This is a genomic window from Acinetobacter brisouii, from assembly GCF_008993995.1.
Lineage (GTDB): Bacteria > Pseudomonadota > Gammaproteobacteria > Pseudomonadales > Moraxellaceae > Acinetobacter > Acinetobacter brisouii_A.
Genome location: NZ_BKNN01000016.1, coordinates 29,232 through 53,704, shown reverse-complemented (window position 1 = coordinate 53,704; position 24,473 = coordinate 29,232). Strand labels below are relative to the sequence as shown.

20 protein-coding genes, 2 pseudogenes and 1 riboswitch are annotated in these 24,473 nt (G+C 43.0%); of the genes and pseudogenes, 7 read left to right on the top strand and 15 right to left on the bottom strand.

The window, feature by feature from the left end; genetic code table 11:
• Window positions 1-105 (top strand): annotated as a pseudogene (locus GBN19_RS06355) (IS5/IS1182 family transposase); the annotation flags it as partial.
• Window positions 106-342: 237 nt separating this feature from the next.
• On the opposite strand, the gene GBN19_RS06350 reads toward GBN19_RS06355, so the two are convergent.
• A complete protein-coding gene (locus GBN19_RS06350) occupies window positions 343-993 on the bottom strand; it encodes a response regulator (protein WP_111894996.1) in 651 nt (216 codons plus the stop codon).
• A 360-nt stretch (window positions 994-1,353) separates the two neighbouring features.
• Window positions 1,354-3,304 (bottom strand): annotated as a pseudogene (gene acs, locus GBN19_RS06345) (acetate--CoA ligase).
• A 162-nt stretch (window positions 3,305-3,466) separates the two neighbouring features.
• On the opposite strand from acs, the gene GBN19_RS06340 reads away from it, so the two are divergent.
• Together GBN19_RS06340 and GBN19_RS06335 are read left to right on the top strand one after the other, a co-directional pair.
• Window positions 3,467-4,048 carry a DUF805 domain-containing protein gene (locus tag GBN19_RS06340; RefSeq protein ID WP_151709787.1) on the top strand — a complete coding sequence of 194 codons (582 nt, stop codon included), beginning with the start codon at window positions 3,467-3,469 and terminating at the stop codon, window positions 4,046-4,048.
• Between the two features lie 110 nt (window positions 4,049-4,158).
• Window positions 4,159-5,103 carry a mechanosensitive ion channel family protein gene (locus GBN19_RS06335; RefSeq protein ID WP_151777553.1) on the top strand — a complete coding sequence of 315 codons (945 nt, stop codon included), beginning with the start codon at window positions 4,159-4,161 and terminating at the stop codon, window positions 5,101-5,103.
• On the opposite strand, the gene GBN19_RS06330 is transcribed toward GBN19_RS06335, so the two are convergent.
• The 3 genes from GBN19_RS06330 to prfB all read right to left on the bottom strand — a co-directional run bounded on the left by GBN19_RS06330 (window position 5,092) and on the right by prfB (window position 8,330).
• The gene (locus GBN19_RS06330) at window positions 5,092-5,796 is read right to left on the bottom strand and encodes a 16S rRNA (uracil(1498)-N(3))-methyltransferase (RefSeq protein ID WP_151777549.1); all 705 of its coding nucleotides are present in this window, start codon (window positions 5,794-5,796) and stop codon (window positions 5,092-5,094) included. The genes GBN19_RS06335 and GBN19_RS06330 overlap by 12 nt on opposite strands.
• Window positions 5,793-7,100 (bottom strand): 3-deoxy-D-manno-octulosonic acid transferase, encoded by a 1,308-nt coding sequence (locus GBN19_RS06325; RefSeq protein WP_151777548.1) that lies wholly within the window; start codon window positions 7,098-7,100, stop codon window positions 5,793-5,795. Before GBN19_RS06325 ends, GBN19_RS06330 begins: the two co-directional genes overlap by 4 nt.
• Before the next feature lie 134 nt (window positions 7,101-7,234).
• Window positions 7,235-8,330 (bottom strand): peptide chain release factor 2 gene (gene prfB / locus GBN19_RS06320; RefSeq protein ID WP_151777547.1). Its coding sequence is split into 2 segments (ribosomal slippage): window positions 7,235-8,257 and window positions 8,259-8,330, totalling 1,095 coding nucleotides; the frame shifts between segments, so codons are not numbered across the junction.
• 369 nt (window positions 8,331-8,699) lie between these two features.
• On the opposite strand from prfB, the gene GBN19_RS06315 reads away from it, so the two are divergent.
• Window positions 8,700-9,476, top strand: a complete 777-nt coding sequence (locus tag GBN19_RS06315; RefSeq protein WP_151777546.1) for a putative porin — start codon at window positions 8,700-8,702, stop codon at window positions 9,474-9,476.
• A gap of 40 nt (window positions 9,477-9,516) precedes the next feature.
• Here GBN19_RS06315 and recJ read toward each other — a convergent pair whose 3' ends face one another.
• The 9 genes from recJ to GBN19_RS06270 form a co-directional block, all read right to left on the bottom strand.
• A complete protein-coding gene (gene recJ / locus GBN19_RS06310; protein WP_151777545.1) occupies window positions 9,517-11,220 on the bottom strand; it encodes a single-stranded-DNA-specific exonuclease RecJ in 1,704 nt (567 codons plus the stop codon).
• A gap of 1 nt (window position 11,221) precedes the next feature.
• On the bottom strand, window positions 11,222-11,878 hold the full coding sequence (pdxH, locus tag GBN19_RS06305; RefSeq protein WP_151777544.1) for a pyridoxamine 5'-phosphate oxidase: 657 nt from the start codon (window positions 11,876-11,878) through the stop codon (window positions 11,222-11,224).
• 12 nt (window positions 11,879-11,890) lie between these two features.
• The gene (gene glmM / locus GBN19_RS06300) at window positions 11,891-13,219 is read right to left on the bottom strand and encodes a phosphoglucosamine mutase (protein WP_151709794.1); all 1,329 of its coding nucleotides are present in this window, start codon (window positions 13,217-13,219) and stop codon (window positions 11,891-11,893) included.
• Window positions 13,220-13,354: 135 nt separating this feature from the next.
• Entirely contained in the window at window positions 13,355-14,821 is a 1,467-nt protein-coding gene (gene guaB, locus GBN19_RS06295; protein ID WP_151709795.1) for an IMP dehydrogenase, read from the bottom strand.
• A 123-nt stretch (window positions 14,822-14,944) separates the two neighbouring features.
• Window positions 14,945-15,739, bottom strand: a complete 795-nt coding sequence (locus GBN19_RS06290; RefSeq protein ID WP_151709796.1) for an MBL fold metallo-hydrolase — start codon at window positions 15,737-15,739, stop codon at window positions 14,945-14,947.
• Between the two features lie 151 nt (window positions 15,740-15,890).
• Window positions 15,891-16,475, bottom strand: a complete 585-nt coding sequence (locus GBN19_RS06285) for a TMEM165/GDT1 family protein (protein ID WP_151777552.1) — start codon at window positions 16,473-16,475, stop codon at window positions 15,891-15,893.
• Between the two features lie 101 nt (window positions 16,476-16,576).
• A riboswitch (yybP-ykoY riboswitch) is annotated at window positions 16,577-16,703 on the bottom strand.
• A gap of 129 nt (window positions 16,704-16,832) precedes the next feature.
• Complete coding sequence (locus GBN19_RS06280) at window positions 16,833-18,170, bottom strand: carbohydrate porin (protein WP_151777543.1); 1,338 nt, start codon at window positions 18,168-18,170, stop codon at window positions 16,833-16,835.
• 93 nt (window positions 18,171-18,263) lie between these two features.
• Window positions 18,264-19,610 carry an MFS transporter gene (locus GBN19_RS06275; RefSeq protein WP_151777542.1) on the bottom strand — a complete coding sequence of 449 codons (1,347 nt, stop codon included), beginning with the start codon at window positions 19,608-19,610 and terminating at the stop codon, window positions 18,264-18,266.
• A gap of 380 nt (window positions 19,611-19,990) precedes the next feature.
• The gene (locus tag GBN19_RS06270; protein ID WP_151777541.1) at window positions 19,991-21,202 is read right to left on the bottom strand and encodes a LysR substrate-binding domain-containing protein; all 1,212 of its coding nucleotides are present in this window, start codon (window positions 21,200-21,202) and stop codon (window positions 19,991-19,993) included.
• Window positions 21,203-21,289: 87 nt separating this feature from the next.
• Between GBN19_RS06270 and GBN19_RS06265 the strand changes: the two genes are divergently transcribed.
• The 3 genes from GBN19_RS06265 to GBN19_RS06255 are packed head-to-tail and all read left to right on the top strand — an operon-like array spanning window position 21,290 to window position 23,893.
• Window positions 21,290-22,054: a PIG-L deacetylase family protein gene (locus GBN19_RS06265; RefSeq protein WP_375707857.1), complete on the top strand. Its 765-nt coding sequence runs from the start codon at window positions 21,290-21,292 to the stop codon at window positions 22,052-22,054.
• Window positions 22,051-22,764: a 4-carboxy-4-hydroxy-2-oxoadipate aldolase/oxaloacetate decarboxylase gene (locus tag GBN19_RS06260; RefSeq protein ID WP_151709801.1), complete on the top strand. Its 714-nt coding sequence runs from the start codon at window positions 22,051-22,053 to the stop codon at window positions 22,762-22,764. Before GBN19_RS06265 ends, GBN19_RS06260 begins: the two co-directional genes overlap by 4 nt.
• A gap of 4 nt (window positions 22,765-22,768) precedes the next feature.
• On the top strand, window positions 22,769-23,893 hold the full coding sequence (locus GBN19_RS06255; RefSeq protein WP_151777540.1) for a 4-oxalomesaconate tautomerase: 1,125 nt from the start codon (window positions 22,769-22,771) through the stop codon (window positions 23,891-23,893).
• A gap of 164 nt (window positions 23,894-24,057) precedes the next feature.
• Here GBN19_RS06255 and GBN19_RS06250 read toward each other — a convergent pair whose 3' ends face one another.
• The gene (locus tag GBN19_RS06250) at window positions 24,058-24,327 is read right to left on the bottom strand and encodes a hypothetical protein (protein WP_151777539.1); all 270 of its coding nucleotides are present in this window, start codon (window positions 24,325-24,327) and stop codon (window positions 24,058-24,060) included.
• Window positions 24,328-24,473 lie beyond the last annotated feature (146 nt).

Genomic DNA, 24,473 nt, shown 5'->3' with positions numbered 1-24,473 from the left:
AGTGCGAGAAACTTTCAAAGCCAAGTCAATGAGATTCATGCACGAGTGGCAGTATTAAATAGATTTACCGATTTAGGCAGACCTCACACCCGAGTTGTCACTTAAATTTGAGTAGATATGGGAAATCATAGTTTTTAAATCTTTGTGCAACAAAGCCCATGCATACTCGAAAATATTTGGTTTAGATATATTCATGCATACTAGCGACTCATTGGGTCAATTCAATTTTTAAGAAAATCTCCATTACACTGGGGAGATATGAAACGCATTAATTTTTGATCTGATCTAGACGAGAAAGTCGGTATAACTCAACGATAAACAAGGTGAATTATACCGTTCTTCTTAGATTTTCTTCTCATCAATGTTGAGTGCGCTGATTGCAAGTACTGCCTGAGTACGGTTTTGCACACCAAGTTTTCTGAAAATTGCGGTCACATGCGCTTTAATTGTCGCTTCCGAAACATCTAGCTCATAGGCAATTTGTTTGTTCAACAAACCTTCCGCCACCATCATCAATACACGGAACTGTTGAGGAGTTAAAGACTGTATCCGTTCTGCCAAGGCAGTCTCATCAGCAGCTCGTGGGTCAAAGCTAATGTTGGCAGGTAAATTTGGTGGTAACCAGATTTCCCCTTCCATCACATGGCGAATCGCTTCTCCAATATGGCTTGGATGCGCCGATTTAGGAATATATCCCATTGCGCCATGTGCGATTGCACGTTGGATAATGCTAGCTTCTTCATGGGCTGAAACCACAATAATCGGAATCGAAGGATATTGGGCACGGACATGGACTAAAGCTGAAAAACCCGAAGCGCCTGGCAAATTTAAGTCCAACAAGACCAAATCTGGCTCAGTTCCATTTTCAAGGCGTTCGTAAAATTCGTTTACTGCTGCTGTTTCATGAATTTGCGCTTGCGGAAAGCTATAACGCACTGCTTGAATCAGCGCGTGACGAAACAGAGGATGATCATCAACGATTAATATATTCATAAGCGATTTGGCTGTATTTGGCGTAGCCTAGCATTCCTGTCTGTGCTACGACTTTATCTATGTATACAAATATTACCGAATTTTTGCCAACTTTGTTGCCTTATTCGATATTTTTCTGCATTTTTACTCGCAGTTGAAAACATAGCATCCACAATTCAGATTCTAAAATTGCATGCTACTTCTGCTCTAAACTGGTTCTAACATACTGCATTTTTATAGATAAATCAAAAAGATGTTCCATGTAACCTGAATGATAAAGCCATAAAAAAACCGAATATTCTATAAATATCTTAACTCTAGAATGCCACCTTTCAGTGGCATTTATTTAAGCTATATTCATTATTTTGCATAAAAAATTTGCTATTTAATTGAATTTTCAGTCAATAGCATCAGCAATTGCTCAACCACTTGTGGCTCGGCCAGTGTGGATGTATCGCCCAAACTATCCAGTTCTCCTGCCACAATTTTACGCAAAATACGTCGCATAATCTTACCCGAACGGGTTTTGGGTAAAGCATTGACTAGATAAATCAAATCAGGAGTCGCAATTGGCCCAAGCACTTTTCTCACCCATGCAATCAGCTCATAGCGTAACTGTTCCGATGCAGCCCGATCTGCTTGCAAAATCACAAAAGCACAGATTCCCTGACCTTTAATTGCATGAGGCATGCCCACCACAGCCGCCTCGGCAACCGCTTCATGTGCAACCAATGCACTTTCAATTTCGGCTGTGCCCAAACGGCGCCCTGAGATATTGAGGACATCATCGACTCGACCTGTAATCCAGTAATAACCATCGGCATCACGGCGAGCGCCATCCCCTGTAAAGTAATAACCTCGATATGTTGCAAAATAAACGTCGATAAAACGCTGTGGATTTCCCCAAATGCTGCGCATCTGCCCTGGCCATGCGCTCTTAATGGCTAGATTTCCTTCACCTATACCATCGATTTCATGTCCTTCTGCATCAAGTAGTACAGGTTGCACACCATAAAATGGACGCGTTGCTGATCCTGGTTTCAGTGCCGTTGCACCTGCAATCGCAGTGATCATCATGCCACCTGTTTCTGTTTGCCACCATGTATCGATGATTGGGCAACGTTTCTCACCCACCACATCATAAAACCAATGCCATGCTTCAGGATTAATCGGTTCACCAACTGTGCCCAATAATCGTAATGTTGAGCGATTACTCTCACGGACATAAACATCACCTTCTCGCATCATGGCGCGAATCGCTGTGGGTGCTGTATATAGAATCGTCACTTTATGTTTATCAATAATATGACCCACTCTTGCCCATGTTGGATATTGTGGAATTCCTTCAAACATCACTGTGGGTTGTGCCTGTGGCAAGTGGAGCATATACCGCATAGGAATGCCCTGTAATCCATCCAATATCTGCTGTACACCAATACACATCATCCTGTTTTAAATCAAAAACCTCCCTAAAAGTCGTCACGGCATAAACCAGATAGCCTCCAGTGGTATGCAAGACACCTTTCGGTTTTCCTGTTGAACCTGAGGTATATAAAATAAACAGTGGATCTTCCGCGTTCATAGGCTCAGGTGGACAACGCTCATCTACTTCCATTTGCAGCATGTGATACCACAAATCCCGTTCAGGATAAAAGTGGATAGGATTGCCTGTGCGATGTACCACCACAACATATTCAACTGTATGTGTTCCACGCTGCTCCAATGCCAAATCAACATTTTTCTTCAATGGTAGCAACTTGCCACCACGCATCCCTGCATCAGCGGTAATCACCATTTTGGCTTGGCTGTCTTCAATTCGGCTTGCCAAGGCATCGGGAGAAAATCCGCCAAACACCGCACAATGCACAGCTCCAATCCGAGCACAGGCTAACATCGCAATCGTGGCTTCACTAATCATGGGCATATATAAAATGACTCGATCACCTTTTTGAATGCCATATTTTTTGAGCGCATTGGCAAAGCGGCACACTTCTGCATACAGCTCTTTGTAGGAAATAATTTTATGCCGAGAGGGATGATCTCCTTCCCAAATAATGGCGGGTTTATTCGGATGTTCTTTTAAATGCCGATCTAGACAATTGGCACAAACATTCAGCTGACCATCTGCAAACCATTCAATTTTAAAATTTTCAGGGTCATAACAGGTATTTTTGACCTGAGTAAAAGGTCGAATCCAGTCAATAGCACGGGCTTGCTCCGCCCAAAATTGCTCTGGATGTTCAATGGATTGTTGGTAGCGCTGAAAATATTCATGTTCCAAAGTGCGCGCTGTCGTTTTAAACTCCTCAGGAACAGGGTAAAGCTCTTGCATAGACTGACTTCCTTGATCAAATGGACGCAATTCATCATGAAATGCGTATTGTTTTTGCTTGCTACTTTTCCACTACAGCCATTATTTAAGTACAATATTTCAGCATACTGCAGGCTTAAATCGTATATTTATTATACATATTCGAATTTTATGAGGGGTTCTATGCCAACGCAATCATCTCCATCTTTTTTTGGTAAAGTAACGCCTCAACCACGTCGCTCACTGTTGTCAGGTGCAGGTCGCCTAGGGCGTTTAAGCTATATCGCACGTTCAGGTTTGTGTCACTTGTTGATGGTCAGCCTTTTCTCAATCGCCGTTCATTTCTTGAATCTATTGAATTGGCACAGCATGATGTTTCGCATGCATCTGTTTTGGGAACATCCATTTTTATTGATGTTTGGCGGCGTCTTTTTGTTGCTGACTTATGCTTATCTCATGAGTATTTTTCTGATCCAACGCCTGCACGATTTAAATCAAAGTGGCTGGTTAAGTTTACTCTTACTGATTCCTGTACTGAATCTGATCTTCGGCTGCTATGTGGTCTTGGCAGGTGGTACACCCAAGCTCAATGCCTATGGTGTTGTGCCACATACTGCGTTATGGGAAAAATTATGTGCTTGGGGCATGATTGTATTTTTCCTATTGGGATTGATGAGCACCAGCCTGCGTATTTCATATTTAATTGACCATGGGCAACTGGAGCATCCACAACGCTTGATTAAACACAGCATGCAATATTTCTAAATATATCTACGTTTCTTAACTGAACTTTTTGTTTTTTCAGGCAAAATATAGTGTTTCGCAGTTTGGGATAAATACACGTGGCAGAAAATAGTGCTTCAACCATACAAAATATGGCGCAAGATACCAGTCATCTTCTTCAAGATGCCAGTAAAAAAACCACACAGGCCGTGCTTGAACATAGCAGCAAGTACCATGATGCTTACACCACGATCGACAAGATTATGGACAGTTTTTGGGAGCGCGTTCCTTATATCTGTATTGCGATTGCGGTTTTTATTATTTTCTGGCTACTCACCAAACTGTTTAAATTATTTTTAAGTAAAACCTTAGAAAACCGCTCTTATACTCGGCAAAATTTGGTCTTGGTTCTCAATCGAGTTGGGACGTCAGCCATTCTTTTCTTTGGTTTCTTGATTGGTCTTGTGATTGCAATCCCGGGTTTCACTCCAAGTCAACTGATGAGTGCTTTGGGAATTGGCTCTGTCGCGATTGGTTTTGCATTTAAAGATATTTTCCAAAACCTACTTTCAGGTATTTTAATTCTACTCAGCGAACCATTCCGCATCGGTGATGACATCGTCTGTAATGGCTTAGAGGGAACGGTCGAAGATATTCAGATTCGGGCTACTTTTTTACGCTCTTATGATGGTCGCCGTATTGTCATTCCCAATGCTACGGTCTATACCAGTGCGATTACCGTCAACACCGCTTATCAGCGCCGCCGTTGTGAATTTGTGGTGGGAATTGGCTATGAAGATGATGTCAAAAAAGCCAAAGACATTATTCGGAAAATTTTAGATGAAAATCGCAACGTACTCAGTCAACCTGCTTTTTCGGTGAATGTCACAGCTTTAGCTGATTTTTCTGTCAACCTGACCGTCCGCTGGTGGGTCGATACAACAGAAACAACAATTGCAGCTTCTACCAGTGAAATTCAGGAACATGTTATGGTTTCATTTGAAGAACATGGAATTTCAATTCCTTATCCTGTTCGTGAAGTTAAAGTTTCCAATATGACACCTGAATTATCTCTCAACAAATCTTCAGATGCCTAAACGCCCCAAAATATAAGAAATCGCTGTTTCAGTTCTTAAAATACGGTTGCCCAAGCTAAAGCTTTGGCAACCGTTTTTTTCAAGCAATTCAACTTCATAAGGAATAAAACCACCTTCAGGGCCAATCAATACTTGGCAATGTGCGGTTTTCACAGTAGGTAAACCTTGCTGTGCATAAGGATGTGCCACAAAACTTGGGCTTTCAGGCATTGTCCACTCTGACAATACATCTTCCACAAAGGGTTTAAAACGACGATACAGCTCTATTTTAGGAGCAATGGTATCACCTGCCTGTTCCAAGCCTAAAGTCACATAATCATCAAGCTGTTGTAAAAATGGGCTTTGCCAGTAGCTTTTATCAACCCGATAACTGTGGATAAGTACCAACTTTTCCACACCCAAAGTCACACTGTCCATCACCAGACGACGCAAAACTTTGGGACGAGGTAAAGCCACAATCAAGGTCACAGGTAATTTTTCAGGAATCGCCAATTCCTGAATCGGTTTGACCAAGACTTGCTCTGCCGTAATGGCTTGAACCTCAGTCAAATAACGCTTGCCTTGACGAATGCCAACCTTGAGCTGATCACCGACTTTCAGGTCGAGATGCTGCTGTAAATGCTGTAATTGGCGCGATTCTCGAATTTCCCAAAGTGCTTGTTCGGGTTGCGCTGACAATAAAACGAGATTCATGAGTGTTGTAAAAACCGATCAATCAATTGGATATGACGCAGGAGTGAACCTTGGTTCTTCTGCAAAATGGTGGTGGCTCGTTGTACCCTCTGTTGACGCTGTTCCACATTGTTCAGTAACTCAGTGAATCTCTGGCAAGCTTGCTGAGCATCCTGTACCACGTCAACCGCTGCATTGTTCGCGAATTCATCGACAATCTGCTGGAAATTAAAATAGTTTTTCCCCAAGACCGTTGCGACACCTAGCGCTACAGGTTCCAAAATATTGTGCCCGCCACCAGGTTCATTCAAAGAACCGCCAACATAGGCGACTTGGCTCAAGGCATACCACAACCACAGCTCGCCCATACTATCAGCCAAATACACTTGGGTATTGGCATCTACGGCTTGTTGTAGGCTGCGGCGCTTCACATTCAAACCCAGTTGCTCAGCCACTTGGAACACTTCATCAAAGCGTTCAGGATGACGTGGCACCACGATACACAATAGGCTTGGATCAGCTTGCAAGGTTGCTTTGAGTTCCGTGAGCAGTTGGTGTTCTTCAGGCGCATGGGTACTGGCAAGCACGATGACTTTACGCTGCGTCAGTTGCCAATCTAGATGCAACTGCTCAGCTTGTACCGCAACCCAATCAGGCGCAGCAATATCAAATTTAACATTCCCCACCACACTCATTGAGGTGGTTGATTGACCCAAACTGGCAAATCGCTGCAAAGTCGCCTGATCTTGCGCAGCAATCCAGCTTAACTGACTCAGCATCGGAGAGGTTAAACGCTTAAATTTGGCATAGCCTTTGGCTGACTTTTCAGACAATCGGGCATTCAGTAAAAGCTGAGGAATATTGTGTTCTGCCACACATTGCAACAGATTTGGCCACAGCTCGGTTTCCATCAACAGTAAAATTTTTGGTTGGTAGCGATCAATAAAAGCATTGACCAAATATTGCTGATCGACAGGTAAAAAGACCGCTTGAAAAAGCTTTGGATAACGTTGTTCAAATAACGACTTTGCCCGTGCCTGCCCTGTGCGCGTGGTATTGGTGACTAGGACAGCCTGACCTTGCTGTAAATAATATTCAATCAGAGGCTGAGCCGCATTGGTCTCACCAACTGACACCGCATGAAACCAGATCACCTGAGTATTTTTAGGGGTTTGAAAAGGGCCAAAGCGTTCAGTGATTTCATTTTGAAAATCGGCAAGATGCCCTGAGCGTTTGTTTAAACGCCAGCGGTACAAGGGTTTGATACCTGCCAACAGCCAGTTATACCAAAATGGAGTTTTCAACGTTGAAATCGCTTGGGTCATCCAAATCTTAAAATCAGAAAAAAAGTGTGCCTATTATGCGTAAAAAATTTTAAAAGAACAGGGTTCATCTGCAACAAAAAAAGCCAATGTAAATGACTTCACATTGGCTTTTCAGAGATGCTTTTAAGCAGGAATTACAAACCTTGCTTTAAGCTCGCTTCAATAAATTTGTCCAGATCACCATCTAGCACTGCACCTGTATTTGAGTTTTCAACGCCTGTACGCAAGTCTTTAATGCGTGAGTCATCCAAAACGTATGAACGAATCTGACTGCCCCAACCGATATCCGATTTTGAATCTTCAAGCGCTTGAGCAGCTTCGTTACGCTTGCTCATTTCAAGTTCATACAATTTTGCACGTAACTGTTTCCATGCATGGTCACGGTTGGCATGTTGTGAACGTTGGTTCTGACACGCCACCACAATGCCTGTTGGCGTATGGGTTAAACGTACCGCAGAATCGGTTTTGTTAATGTGCTGACCACCCGCACCCGAAGCACGGTAAGTATCGGTACGAACATCGGATGGATTGATGTCAATTTCAATGTTGTCATCCACTTCAGGAGAAACGAACACTGCAGAGAAAGAGGTATGGCGGCGGTTACCTGAGTCAAATGGTGACTTACGCACTAAACGGTGCACGCCTGATTCGGTACGCAACCAACCGTAAGCATATTCACCTTCGACACGAATGGTGGCAGATTTAATCCCTGCAACATCGCCATCCGATTCTTCCATCAGTTCAGCTTTAAAGCCGTGACGTTCGATCCAACGCATATACATACGTAACAACATTGACGCCCAGTCTTGTGCTTCTGTACCCCCAGAACCCGCCTGAATCTCCACATAGCATGGATTTGGGTCCATTGGATTGCTAAACATACGGCGGAATTCAAGTTTTGCCAGCTCTTTTTCGGCCGAAGTGAGTTCAGCCTGCACATCGACCAACAAACTTTCATCATCGGCTTCTACAGCCAAATCCAGCATGGCTTGGGCATCTTCAAGCTGAGTCGCTAAACCGTCTAGCACATTCAAGACGTTTTCCAACTCACCTTTTTCTTTGGCCATGGCTTGCGCACGGCTTTGATCATTCCAAATCGCTGGATCTTCAAGCTCACGTAGGACTTCTTCTAAACGTTCTTTTTTCAGATCGTAGTCAAAGATACCCCCGTAGTGTTTGACTACGATCAGTTAAATCTTTTAATTGGTTTAGATACGGATTGATTTCCACGTGAAACTTCTCTCTAGAGCCATAAAATTTGCGCTATTTTAACATAGAGTGTGATGAGGTGATATGCTACTGATTTTCAAAATATGACACGGTTGCCAAAAGCTTTCTCGATTCACAGAAAAGCATCAAACATCATTTGTAACAAAAATATATGCTGAATATTTAAACAAAAATCACAAAGCCATAACACTATTAATAAAACACTACATATTATATTTTTATTTATTATCAATATTTTAAATTAAATTATTTACACACACTTACTTTCGTACAGTCTGATTACTTTATCAGAATTGACCACTTGGTATTTTCTACTAAACTTAAACTTGTAACAAAAAATGAAAATCAAGCTTTCTAAGGGGAAGTGACATGAAAAAAACACTCATTGCAACTACAGTACTTCTTGCAGGACTCAGTGTGACCAGTATGGCAAATGCCTACCAAGCTGAAGTTGGAGGCTCTTATAACTACTTAGACCCAGATCATGCTGATGGTGTCAGTCAAGTTGGTGTGAATGGAACCTACTATTTTAATCCTGTAGAAACACGTAATGCACCACTCGCTGAAGCTGCCTTTTTAGATAAAGCCAGCAATGTGCATGGTAGTGTTAACTATGGTGACAATAGTGGCACCAAAAATACTACCTATAGCGCAGGTGCTGAATATTACGTTCCAAACTCTGACTTCTACTTAGGTGGTAATGTTGGACGTAATGAATACAAAGTAGATAATACGGGTATTGACCGTAAAACCACCCTATACAATGCCGAAGTCGGTTACTTGCCAGCACCAGGTTTATTGGTTGCTGTTGGTGCACAAGGCTATGACACCAAACATGGTGGCGATGGCGTAGATCCGACCTTACGTGCCAAATACGTCACTCAAGTCGGTCAGCATGACATCAACCTTGAAGCACGTGGTGTGTTTGGGGATGATGAAAACAAACAATACTATGTCGCAGGTGATTACTACATCGATAAAACGTTAAGTTTCGGTGTGGACTACAGCAAAGACAAATCGATTGATGAAGATCAATGGGGTCTGACTGCGAAGAAATACTTTAACAATAATGTCAGTGTCGATGGTCGTTTAGGCTTTGGCGATGACTACAACACCTATAGTGTGGGTGCATCGTATCGCTTCTAACAAATAACCCTCATAAAAAACCGCTCAAACGAGCGGTTTTTTATTGTTCCAAATGCATAATATGCAGTTGTAAATTAGTTGAGCCATTAAAATCATTTTTTTCAAGGCGATAGACTAAACGGACTTGCATGTGCATGGGATCAAACTCAAATCGATCAATCGCATTAAAAGCAATCGCATCGAGACTTTTTCCATTTTCCAACCCTAAACGCAGCTTGAGATGACGCTCTTTCAGCCAGCGATAATCCAAGATTGCAAAAGTTCCTTCAAAAGTCGGCAATGGAAATTTCTGTCCCCACGGCCCAAGTTGCTCCAAAGTCGCTAAAGTTTGCAAATGAAAAGCATCGACAGGTAATTCACCATCTGTCCACAACACTTCTTCAAATAACTGTGCATCCATTTCGGCAATCAGTGCAGTAAAAACCTGCTGAAACTCAGTAAAATACTGCTTTTCAATGGTCAAACCTGCGGCTGCGGCATGTCCACCAAAGTAACGCACCAAGTGTGGATGACGTTCAGCGACCCGTTCAATCGCATCGCGAATATGAATGCCATCAATCGAACGAGCAGAGCCTTTCAGATGAATTCCATCTTCATCGGCTGCAAAAATAATACTCGGACGGTGAAACTGCTCTTTCAGGCGACCTGCAACAATCCCAATCACCCCTTGGTGCCAATGTGGCTCAAACATTACCAGTGCCGCAGGCAAATCTGTCTGATCGAGGCGAATCTGCTCTAAAGTTTGCAAGGCATCTTGCTTAATCTGCGATTCAACCTGACGGCGCTCTTGGTTGAGCTGATGAAGCTGCTGTGCAAGGTGATAGGCTTGTTGTGTATCTTGTGCCAATAGACATTCAATGCCGATGTCCATAGTTTCCATTCGCCCCGCGGCATTAATCCTTGGCCCCAAGACAAAACCGAGATCCTGTGCCTGTAGCTGTGCAGGATCTCGTCCTGCAATATCTAACAACGCGAGAATACCGATACGACATTGCTGCTGACGCATGCGCTGAACGCCTGCATCCACCAAAATTCGGTTGTTATAGTCAAGACTCGCCACATCGGCATAGGTACCCAAAGCTACCAAATCCAGATATTGCGTCAGTTGGCTGCTCGTTTTACCGTGCTGACGGCGCAAACTGGCAAGATTGGCCAGCACATAAAATGCCACCCCAACACCTGCCAAGGACTTACTTGGAAAATCACAGCCGAGTTGATTGGGATTGACCACTGCTTCGGCATTGGGTGTGGGTTTAGTGGTTAAGTGATGATCGGTAATAATCACCTGCATTCCATGCTGTTGTGCCTGCTCAACCCCTGCATGACTGGAAATACCGTTATCGACCGTAATCATCAATTTGGGCTGATATTTTTCCTGTACCAGATCGGCAATTTTCGGGGTCAGACCATAGCCATACTTAAAACGGTCAGGCACGACATAATCGACTTTTGCCCCCATATCTCGGAGTGCCAACAGCATCAGTGCTGTACTGGTTGCACCGTCAGCATCATAATCCCCGACAATCACGATCTGCTGCTGCTGATCAATCGCACGATCCATTAACTCGATGGCAGCCTGTAAGCCTTTCAACTCTGGTTTCAGCAAATGCTTGAGCTTTAAATCCAGCTCTTGCGGTGAAGTTACCCCACGACGTGCCAAAATTTGGGCAATAAAAGGCAACATGCCCTGAAAATCTTCAGGGCGTGTTAGCAAAGGTCTTTGTTTAATCTGTATTTTTTTCATCTTATGGCATTAAACGCTGTAAAACCCACTGTCCATCTTGCAATTCATAACGCAAACGGTCATGTAGACGATTTGGGCGACCCTGCCAGAATTCATAGCTTTCTGGCTGTAAACGGTAACCGCCCCAGAACTCAGGCTTTTTCAGTTCAGTTTCATCAGCCACAGCATCATGCAAAGTTTCAAAACGCTGTTGTAACTCCGCACGCCCAGCAATCACGCCACTTTGTGGGGTGCTGATATGTGCTGCAATTTGACTGTCACGCGGGCGTTTATGATAGTAATCAGTCGATTCTGCTTCAGAGATTTTGCTCACTCGACCATGAATACGGACTTGACGTTCTAAGCTCGGCCAGTAAAACAAAAATTCGGCATAAGGATTAGCTGCCAAGTCCAAGCCTTTTTGACTATCATAATTGGTATAAAAATCATAGCCTGCTTCAGTCGCGCCACGCAGTAACAAGGTACGCACATGCGGGCGTCCTTGTGCATCGGCTGTTGCAACCGACATCGCATAGGGTTCATGCAAATTGGCAGCCAAAGCAAAATTAAACCAGTCTAAAAACTGCTGATGTGGCTGTGCTTGTACTTGAGTTTCAAGCAACTCACCCTGTTCATAACTTAAACGAAGTTCACTTAAATCTTTAATTACATCTTTCATCATTGCTTCCTTTTAAGCATGTTGACGAATAGCATCTGCCAAGTGATTCGCCAGATCGGTCACTTCTTGTAATTGATCACCTTCAACCATGACACGAATCACAGGCTCAGTTCCTGATTTACGAATCAGAATACGACCACGACCCTTTAATTGCTGCTCAGCTTGTTCAAATTCAGTGACCAAAGCAGGAATTGCAAATGGGTCAATCATGTGTTCTAAACGAACATTGACCAGCACTTGTGGGAATAAGGTAAAACCTTCGACCAACTCATGCAGCGCTTTGTTTTGCTCAACCATCACCGTTAAGACTTGCAATGCAGAAATAATGGCATCGCCTGTAGTGCTTTTATCGAGAGTTAAGATATGCCCAGACGGCTCACCACCAATGATCCATTGGTTATCTTCAAGCGCTTGTAATACATAGCGGTCACCCACTTTGGCACGTACAAATGGTACATTGGCTTTTTCTAATGCCAACTCAAGCGCCATATTGCTCATTACTGTTCCAGCAATACCTTGCGGTTTATTCTTCGCTTGGGTCGCTAGAATATAGAGAATGTGATCACCATCAATCAGGTTCCCAAATTTATCGACCAAGATGACACGATCGGCATCTCCATCGAAGGCAATCCCGATATCCGCACCCTGCTCAACGACCGCTTTTTGTAAATTTTCAGGATGTGTTGAACCACAGTGTTCATTAATATTTAAACCATTTGGCTCATTGTAAATCGCCGTGACTTTAGCACCGAGTTCCAAAAAGACCGCAGGGCCAACGTTGTAAGCAGCACCATTGGCACAGTCCACCACAATGCGTAAATTGCGCAAATTGAAATGGTACGGGAAGGTCGATTTACAAAATTCGATATAACGACCATTGGCATCTTTAACACGCACACTTTTACCCAGTTGTGCTGTATCTTCAATCACGATGTCTTTTTCTAGTTCTTGGTTGATCGCATTTTGGAGTTCATCAGGCAGTTTTTTACCTTCACCTGAGAAGAATTTAATACCGTTATCGAAATATGGATTATGTGAAGCAGAAATCACGATACCCGCATCAGCATGTAAGGCACGAGTCAAATGTGCAATCGCTGGGGTTGGTAAAGGCCCAAGCAAATGTACATAAACACCTGCTGCATTCAAACCTGCTTGTAAAGCAGACTCTAAAATATAACCCGATAAACGCGTGTCTTTCCCCATAACCACAACAGGTTTATGCTTTGGATCTTGTTTTTTTAGAACTTTTCCTGCTGCAAAACCCAGCTTCAAGGCAAATTCTGGCGTAATTGGAAGTTGACCAAATTTTCCACGAATTCCGTCTGTGCCAAAATAACTCATGCTGTTCTCACTGGTGCTCTTAGGTTTGTAAAACAAACCCTAATTCGTCATACATAATTTGTAATACTTTACACCATAACAAAAAAGCCGTCATGAACTGACGGCTTCTTATACAACTTTTTTACTAAAAAACCATTAACCAATACGGTAGTTTGGCGCTTCTTTAGTAATCGTTACATCATGTACGTGAGATTCTTGCATACCTGCTGCCGTAATTTTTACGAACTTGGCATTTTCATGCAAATCTTTAATGGTTGCAGAACCTGTGTAACCCATAGATGAACGTAAACCGCCCATCATTTGGTGAACAATCGCACTCATTGGCCCTTTGTAAGGTACACGACCTTCGATACCTTCTGGAACCAATTTCTCAGCACCCGCTTTAGCATCTTGGAAATAACGGTCCGCAGAACCTGAAGAACCCGCCATTGCACCCAAAGAACCCATACCACGGTAAGCTTTGTAGTAACGACCTTGGAAGAATTCAACTTCGCCTGGTGCTTCCTCAGTACCCGCCATCAATGAACCTACCATGATGGTGCTTGCACCCGCAGCGATGGCTTTTGCCATGTCGCCAGAGAAACGAATACCACCGTCAGCGATTAAAGGAATCTGACCTTTCAATGCACTTGCAACATTGTCGATTGCAGAGATTTGTGGAACACCGATACCCGCAACAATACGTGTTGTACAGATTGAACCAGGGCCAATACCGACTTTAACAGCATCTGCACCCGCATCAAGAAGTGCTAAAGCTGCATCGCCAGTCGCAATGTTCCCGCCGATCACTTGTACTTGTGGGTAATTTTGTTTCACCCAACGTACACGCTCAATCACGCCTGCTGAATGCCCATGTGCTGTATCAACAACAATCACGTCCGCGCCCGCTTCAACCAAAGCTTCAACGCGTGCAGGAGTTTCAACACCTGTACCCACAGCAGCACCTACACGTAAACGACCAAGGTCATCTTTACATGAATTTGGGAATGACTCCGCTTTACGGAAATCAGTTACGGTGATTAAACCTTTTAAAGCATGGCTATCGTCGACAACCAAGACTTTTTCAATACGGTGTTTTTGTAATAAGGTTTGAATTTCTTCTTTCGATGCACCTTCTTTCACTGTGACCAAACGCTCTTGTGGCGTCATAATATTGCTCACAGGCTGTTCAAGATTAGTTTCAAAGCGTGTATCACGACCGGTTACAATTCCGACCACTTTGCCATCTTGAACTACAGGCACACCACTGATGTTATTTGCTTTAGTAATTTCAATCAATTCGCGTACAGTTGTCGCTGGTGTCACCGTAATCGGATCTTTCACCATACCTGCTTCGAATTTTTTCACACGGCGTACTTCAGCGGCTTGGGCTGCGATATCCATGTTTTTATGAATAATACCAATACCACCATTTTGCGCCATGGCAATTGCCATACGTGACTCGGTCACCGTATCCATAGCGGCAGAAACAAGCGGGATATTAAGCTGAATGCCACGAGTCAGGCGTGACTTAAGAGAAACATCTTTTGGGAGGACAGTAGAATAGGCAGGGACTAATAAGACATCATCGAAGGTTAGCGCTTCTTGAACGATGGTCAGCATAACAAACTCACTGGTAAATTCCGTGAGCTATTATAAACAAATTTCTCCTAAAAATGCATGTTCAGTCCATTGAAAAATGCAAAAAATCCAAATGGCTTGGATTTTTTGCATTGAAGTGAAAACTTAGAGCGGAACGCTAAAAATACGTTCGTTCATCAAATCCATACCACATTGCAGATTTTCAGCCCAATCCAAGAACTGGTCAATCTGCTCTTTACCCACAAATGGCGTACCATGTTGCGGTACGATCATGTCCAAATCTAATTGGCGAACCATTTTCACCCATAGGCGTAAAATGCTATTGCTGCCCATATAGCGCTGATGGAAACCGCGCATTTTTGGCAAATGATCATTGAAACTTTGAATGGGAATATTGGCATCATCAACCATCGATGCCCCCATATCACCTGAGAACAAAATCTTTGCAATTGGATCGTAGAACTGGAAATTCCCCACAGAGTGCAAGAAATGTGCAGGAATAGCGACCATGACACTATTGCCCAATGGAATACGCATTCCTTGATCAGGCAGTTCAATCAGGCGTTCTTCCCAACTCCCTTTCATACGGTCACTCATAAATGATGAGTTTAAGTGTGGCAAGAAACGCGCCCAAAGTTTTGAAGCGACAATCTTGGCATCGGTATAGACCAACCAGCGTGGCATAGAGGTAATAATGTCAGGGTCTTGGTGCGATGCCATGACATAGTCAAGATTCTTTAATTTGGTATATTTATTGAGTTCCATCGTCAATGGAACATAAGTTAAATCTCCACCTGGATCTAGTACCGCTGCACGCCCATTATCAATAATTAAGAACTGATTGGCCTGCACGCCCTCGCCCTTAACTAGACTGGTGAAGCTGATACATTTATGTGTGCCGTTATCAAACAGCACCTGCGATGTTGTACGTTCAAACATCTTCCCTAGACCCCAAGATATGAGTAAATTATTATCACCTATACGTTATATGGATTTTAGTTTACATACAATCACAGATGATTAAAAAAATTTAACAAAATTTGCTGAACAGTCAAAAAGCCTCAGAAAAATTGAGCTGATTTTCATACTCTTAGAAGATCGATGACCAATAGTGCTGTGCCAAAGTGACCACACCCACTGCCAGAAAAATAAATGCACCAAATTTATGAATTAATGGGATTGGTAATTTGTCGGCAAGTTTATTCCCGATAAAGACTGCAGGTCCATCGGCAAGCATCATACCAACAGTTGTCCCTAGCATTACCAAGAATACACTATTGAACTGAGCGGCTAAGGCAACAGTTGCAATTTGGGTTTTATCGCCAATTTCTGCCAAGAAAAATAAGATAAAGGTCGCACCAAATACCCCAAAACGCTGCCATTTAGCGATTCCATCATCTTCTTCATCAATTGAATCAGGAATGAGCATCCAGATCGCCATTGCGATAAAACCAAGTGATAAAATCCAGATCATGACAGATTGAGGCACAATTTGAGTTAACCACTGACCTAATACGGCAGACAGACCATGATTTAAGGTCGTTGCAGCAAGAATTGCAATTAAAATTGGAATGGGTTTACGAAAGCGGGCAGCAAGCAAAAGGGCAAGAAGTTGTGTTTTATCGCCAATTTCAGAGACAAATACAGCACCAAGGGAAAAAAGGAAGACTAACATGATTTTTTCTCTGGCTAGCAAAATTTGCCTATGACTTATCCCTCCTGCTAGCCATGATCAGAACAAATCTGATTGCAGAGTGATAAATCAAAGGTCTTGCCAACAAAAGAAAGCTTTAAAGAAAGCTTAATTGGTTTTGCTATGATGACCATGTTCGTTTGAGAACAAGTATGTTGATCATCATCTATTTACAAACGTAAATAGCGGCTACTCCCCAATGAAGTGTGTGGACATTATATAAATCTAAATCGTTTTTTCAAAACATTTCTTTACTTCTAATAAAAAAAAGGCTATGAAATAGCCTTTTTTCAATCACTTAATTTAACGCCAGATTTATCTTCTTCGATTGCTCATCACTTAGAAGTTCACACGTACGCTTAAACCTGCCACCCATGCATCATCCACTTCTTTCACACCACCTGGCTGATGGATATATTGAATATTTGGACGAATCATGATGCTTGGTGACCAGTTATAGGTATAGTTCAACTCAACATCGACTTCATCATGCTGAACGGGCTTATAACTCGCATTTAAATAATCTGCGCTGGTCAATCCATTGCTGGCATTGATCGACTCTTCAAGTGCTGTCACACGTTTATTGACTTGGAAACGTGCCACACCTAAGGCAATCGAGTCTTGAGGACGCATGTCAAACAAGCCTTTATACCAGAGTGCAAACTGCTGGCTATATTCAACTTTGCTGGTGGCTTTATCGTTAAAGGTAAAGTTTGCCGTTGCATATAAACCATGTTTTGGATCAGATGAATTCTCTGTCAACTTTTGTTGCATGTTGATCCAGAAACTGTGTTTATTGTCATGTACCTTACGCTTGGCAGCAGAACTGGCAAAGTTACCATTGGCATCAGTTGCAATATCTGTGGCATCTGCGGTTGAGTAGAATGCTCCAACTTTATATTCGCCAGGCAAGCCATTCAATTTTGGTTTCCATGCCAGCTCAACAGGAATGGTCGCACCACTGGTTTCTCTCATTTCTAAGTTAAAACCACCATTTTCTTTGGTGTTCTGTGGATTAACTTCATAAACGCCTGTGGCAATCGACCACTCAGGTGTGAATTGGTACTTGGCATTGATTGCCCAAACACTGACAGGTGCGTTGTACCAAACATCTCCAACCACTTTACCAAGCAATGAACCACAAAGTCCCCAGTTCTGGAATTCACACTGGCTTGAGTTAAAGTCTTCGCTAAAGCCCATACGACCAAATTTCACTTGGAATTTATTGTCGTCAAAGCCTTTTTTAATCCACATTTGGTTAATACGCCAAGACTGTCCACGCCCATAAATCTCTTGGGTTGTACTTAGCTGCGCAGCACGAGGATCTGCTGTACGTTTGGTTGCTAATGATGCCCCATCACGTTCAGTAATCACCAAACTGGCTTGGGTATCCTTCCAACCTGCGATCTTATTGAGATCAAAACTCACCCCTAATTTTAATTGGCTTGCATTATAAATACGCTGATCATCGTTATAACCGCCATCAACATTACTTGCTGACTGGTTAACAAACGACATATCAAATTTATACCCTTTGTCCTGTAAAGCTTGGCGTTCCCCATTCCAGTCGCCAAGTAACCACTGACGATCGGTTGACCAAGGTTCGTTGGCAAAAGCCAAAGAACTCATCACAGATAAAATTGAGAGGGTTAAAGTGCGTCTGGTTTTTATGTTCATATGTGCCTATCCTTTTGCATGGCAATGGCAAGCCGTGCCATGGAACATCCAAGTTCCATTGGCTTGCCTTTTTGATTTGGATTTTTTGTTAATTTATGGTGTGGTATGTTGTTGTGTCTGAGCGACAGTTTTACCCAAATTTTGTTTGCGAACAGCGATGTACATCAAGACGATCATCACACATCCGACCCCAAATAACACGGCATCGAAGTTGTATAGGTGTAATGGTTTTACGCCTGCATCCAATAAATAGCCCGCCCCCAAAGGTGAGAGAATTCCACCCAAACGGCCCATGGTAATTGCAGAACCTACACCTGTTGCACGAACTTCTGTGTCATAGGTGCTGTTCGCTAACGCATACATCCCCGCGACACAACCATTGTTAAAGACACCTACAAGTACCGCGATCCACATGGCACTGGTGTAGTCCCCAGAGTTCAATACAAATACTGTGATACATACTGCTGTTGCTGCAAAGAAGGTGGATAGCACAAAATGGATTTTGAAGCGCACGGTCAAGAATGCCATCAAGATCGCACCGAAAATTCCACCAAAGTTCAAGATAATTCCTAAGCTTACTCCTTGTTCAGGTGTCATACCTGCCATAGAGAGTAATTTTGGTGTCCAAGTCAAAATAAAGTACTGACCTGCCATCACCGAGAAAAAAGCAACCCAGACAAACAATGTGCGAACTTTGAGTTGACCTTTGAATAGACTCACAATGGTCACTTTACCTGTTGAAACCTGCTGATAAGCTGGGAAAGCCTCAATCGTACTGATTTTAAATTTTGCTAAAGTCTTGTTGATGCGTTCCAAAGTATTTGGTTTACGTTTAATCAATTGATATTCAACAGATTCAGGCAAAACAAAGTAAACGAGTACCAGTACAGCCAAAGTGAATAGACCACCACATAAGAACACGGTACGCCAGCCCACAGTTCCAATCAGACGGAATGCGATCATGCCACCAAACACAGCACCCATCGCATACCCTGTCGATAACAAGGCAACGGAAAGGTTTTTCCATTTTGTGGTTGAGAACTCATTGGCCATTACCGCGCCATTGGTTAACAAGCCACCAATCCCAATTCCTGTAATAAAGCGTAATGTTCCCAACTGGAATGCAGAATCTGCATGACTACTCACCAACATGGTGATGCCAGACAATAATAAACAAAAGAGAATGATGGTGCGGCGACCAACCGAGTCCGCGATTGGGGCAATAAACAATGAACCTACTGCCATCCCAATCAAGCCCAGACTGATTAAAATGCCTAATTCTGAACCTGAAAGTGCCCATTCCTTTGATACCGATGCCGCAGTAAATGACATGACTTGCACATCATAACCATCGACAACATTCAGTAAAATACACAGTGCCACAAGCAGCCAGCGATAGCTATTCATGGGTTTGGTTTTTAATTCATTGAATATATCCATATGCTTTTTCCATTGCTCACCTTGTTGAAGGTGAATATTTAGGCAAAACAACTCCATGGCACTATGCAATACCATTTTCTAGTGATGGAGAAGATTGATTAATCTAAAAATAAGCGATTGTTAAGATGCGATTTTCAAGCTCATCATCTGTACGACAGCCTACCTCTTCCTTGTGCTAAATCCTTCATCATCTTTTATCAGTCTTGGATGCGCCGATGTGAACCACCTATTGCACCAAGATCAAGCTCTATTCATGTGGCTATTTTTATAACTGTTTGCCTAGAAAAGATAATGCGTTTCACCACGACAGGTATGATTTTTATTTATATTCGACTTTAGCCTAAAATAAAAATTATTCATTATTATTCAATATATTAATGTTAAATAACACTATTTTGAATACACTCAATCAATGCCTGACTGGCCGCAGACTGCACACTATTTTTACGAAAAATCAGTCCGATTTGTCGGGTAGTCTGTTGTAATTCAAAAGGTAATTTTTTGATTAAGCCTTGATCTAACTCATATTTCATTTGCTGTGCTGACACCACTGCGATCATGTTGGACTGCAACAGCAAGCCACGTGTCAGCGCCAGATCCCCCGTTTCGATGGTCGGTTGTGGTGCAGGCAACTCAAGTGAAGCAAAATTCTCTTCAAATAGCTGCCGAGCAGGTGCGTTAGATCGTGGCAAAATCCACTGTGCCTGTAACAGATCACGCGGTTTTAAAGTCGCTTTACGCAACAATGGATGCTTGGCACGCACCACCATAAACATATTTTCTTCAAACAAAATCTGATTTTCCAGATCAGATGACTGTTCCTGTGGACGTAATGCCCCCACAATAAAATCAATATCCCCCGCGCGTAGCTGCGCCACCAAGGACTCATAGGCATTTTCAAAGGTCAGAAAATGAATATTGGGATATTGCGCAGCTAACATGGCAATCGCTTTGGGTAAGATGTAAGTTCGAATCAGTGGCAATGCCCCGATTTTCACTGTGCCCTGTAACTGCCCAAAAAAATTGGCGGCCTGATTGGGAATATCGGCAATGATATTCAGACAGCGTTTGATATTTTCCTGAACCTGATCACAAATGGGCGTGGCTTTAATGCCATTTGGAGTACGGATAAACAGCTCGGTCTTGAGTGATTCTTCAAGCAACTTAATCGCTGAACTGACCGCAGGCTGAGTAATGTGCAATAGCGATGCGGTATTTTTCATGCCTTTGGTTAAATACAGCGTGGCAAAAATCTCTAAACGACGCGTATTATATAAAAAGAAAGGTTCGGGTAAGTTTTCTGTAGACTCTGCGTGTTGTTGTTTGACTAAAATCGGAATCTGCTGCAACTCCCGAATTGCGGCTTGTGCTTGGGTATAAATATGCTGCCCGATTTCGGTCAGAATCACCCCATTATGATGTCGTTCAAACAATTGACTATTCAGCTGATGTTCTAAGTCACTGATTGCCCGTGTCACTGCGGACTGCGTGCGAAATAAATGCTCGGCAGCTTTGGAAATATTCTGAAATGTTGCCACCACCAAAAAGAACTTTAACTGCATCAAATTAACAGTTTGCGGATTGGAGCACATCGTCATTTCCTATGGGTTTTCAGCATAAATAAAACTCATATCTCTACGAGTTAAAGTCATTACCTTTTCCTTTTAGCACATGTGAATATGCTTGTACAAAGGAGATTATCTATGAATGACAATACTGCAAAAAAATCAGGTCTTGTAATCAGTGCCCACTCGGCGGATTTCGTGTGGCGTGCAGGTGGTGCAATCGCACTGCATAAAGAACAAGGCTATAACATGCATGTGGTTTGTTTGTCATATGGTGAGCGTGGCGAGTCTGCAAAATTGTGGCGTCAGGCAGGGATGACCGAAGAAAGAGTAAAAGAAGTCCGTGAGCAAGAAGCGCGTGCAGCCGCTGAAGCGCTGGGTGCAAGTATTGAATTTTTAAATTTGGGCGATTATCCATTACCAACCAACAACGACATCATTTTTAAACTGGCGGATATTTACCGTGAGTTACAACCAAGTTTTGTGATGAGCCATTCACTACAAGACCCGTACAACTACGACCACCCTCGTGCAACACATTTGGCGCAAGAAGCACGCATCATTGCACAGGCAGAAGGTCACAATCCCGGTCAAAAAATCATTGGTGCGCCGCCATTCTACTGCTTTGAACCGCACCAACCTGAGCAATGTAACTGGAAACCCGATGTGTTCCTCGACATTACCAGCGTTTGGGACAAAAAATACGCGGCGATTCAGTGCATGCAAGGTCAAGAACATTTGTGGGAATACTACACTCGCGTTGCATTACAACGTGGTGTTCAAGCAAAACGTAATATCGGCATTACCAGTGCCAAAAATATTGTTTACGCAGAAGCTTATCAAAGCATCTTCCCGCGTGTAACAGAGGATTTGGCATGAGTCTACTCGGACGTAAAGGTGTCGTTGTTCGTAACATCGACCGCGCAGACGTTGAAACCGTTAAAAAATTAGCCGAATACGGTGTGGCTACTGTTCATGAAGCACAAGGTCGTAAAGGTTTGCTTGCACCGCGCATTCGCCCAATTCAACAAGGCGTGACCATTGCGGGTTCTGCGGTGACATTATCAGTTGCCCCAGGCGATAACTGGATGTTCCACGTTGCCGTTGAACAATGTCAACCCGGTGACATTATTGTAGTTGCACCGACTTCTCCATGTACTGATGGTTTCTTTGGTGACTTGCTTGCAACTTCAATGAAATCACGTGGCGTGATTGGTTTGGTTGGTGATATCGGCATCCGTGACAGCCATGTGCTACGTGAAATGGGTTTCCACGTTTGGTCACGTGCCGTGTATTCACAAGGTACAGTGAAAGAAACTTTAGGTTCAGTGAATGTTCCAATCGTATGTGCAGACCAATTCATCAATCCAGGCGATGCGATTGTTGCCGATGATGATGGCGTGGTTGTGGTTGCACGTGAAGAAGTTGCAAAAGTTCAAGACCTAAGCCAAAAACGTATGGATTTGGAAGAATCTAAACGTGTTCGTATGGCCAATGGCGAACTTGGCTTAGATATTTACAACATGCGCCCAAGACTGGAAGAAAAAGGGCTGGTTTATGTAGATCGCTTGGAAGACTTGGAAGGTTAAGACCATGCAAACAAAAATACGGTGCATGCTGATGCGAGGAGGAACCTCAAAAGCAGCATATTTTTTAGCGTCTGATTTACCGCAGAACCCTGCTCTACGTGATCAGGTCTTGCTTGCTGTGATGGGATCTCCCGATGCACGTCAAATTGATGGCATTGGTGGTGGAGACTCACTGACCAGTAAGGTTGCGATTGTATCCCAATCCTCACGTGCGGATGCCGATGTTGACTATCTGTTTGCACAGGTCAATGTCGAAAAAGCTGTGGTGGATTATGGGCAAAACTGTGGCAACATTCTGTCAGGCGTTGCACCGTTTGCTGTCGAGCGTGGCTTAATTGCTGCTCAAGCCGACAGCACCACTGTTCGAATTTTTATGCAAAATACCGAACAGCTTGCCAAAGTCACCATTCAAACCCCAAATGCCGAAGTGAATTATGTCGGTGATACTTATATTGATGGTGTCCCACAACCTTCTGCCGAAGTGATTTTAAACTTCCAGAATATTGAAGGTTCAACTTGTGGCAGCCTGTTACCCACAGGCAACGTCAAAGACACCATTTATGGTGTTTCAGTGACCTGCATTGATAATGGCATGCCTGTGGTACTTATTAATGCTGCTGATCTTGGGATTATCGGCACTGAAAGTCCGCAACAACTCGATAGCAACATTAAGCTGAAACAGCAAATCGAAGCTATTCGCTTAGTCGCTGGGCAGAAAATGAATCTAGGCGATGTCAGCAACAAGACTGTTCCGAAAATGTCGATTGTTTCGCCTGCCATTCGCGGTGGTACTATTCATACTCGCACCTTTATTCCACATAAATGCCATGCTGCAATTGGCGTATTTGGTGCGACCAGTGTCGCAACTGCTTGTCTGATTGAAGGCACAGTCGCCTTTGATGTTGCACAAACCTCAAATGATTTAAAACAGCGATTGAACATTGAGCATCCAACAGGACGTTTTACCGTGTTACTGGAACGAAATGAACAACAGCAAATTACAGGCTGTGGCTTTATTCGAACTGCACGCGCATTATTCGATGGCTTTGTGATGATTCCCCAACAACTTTGGGATAATCGCCAAACGCAGAAAGTAAGCCAGATACATCACGATTCTGTCGCTGTTTAAAAATACTGTCTAACTTGAACAAGCCCAGTGCTTGTTCAAGTCACTTCTCTTAGCCTTTCACAACTCATTGACCTATTCTTCATCACACCAATAAGCAAGCCATAAATCCTTTTGCTCTCATTGTTCAGTAACTCTCTAAATAGATCCAAACACTTCATTTCATATTAGACAATAAATTTAAAGTAGCCCCACACCATTAAACGCGCCAACAGCAAAATAAATCCAAAATATGCACTCAGTATCACGAAAGCAAAACTCGTCCATCCCGCTGCGCCTTGCGTACGCATCCCCTCATATTCAGCAATCAATACAAAAATAGCGGCAATCGCTTCAATGCCTAATACCCCATAATTTACCCAAGACCACGGGAAATCCAAGAAACTCACCCAAGCAAACATCAACAATAAAATTAATAATGCAAAGGGTAGCATCATGCTCAGATATCCCCATAGATATGACTGCTGAGCTTTCATTTAACCAACCAAAAATGCTTTTATTTTCAGCTATTTTATGTATTTTTTTAAACTTTTAAAGGTTTTATTCTGCATTTTCTAAAATAATTCCTATAAAAAAACCCCGC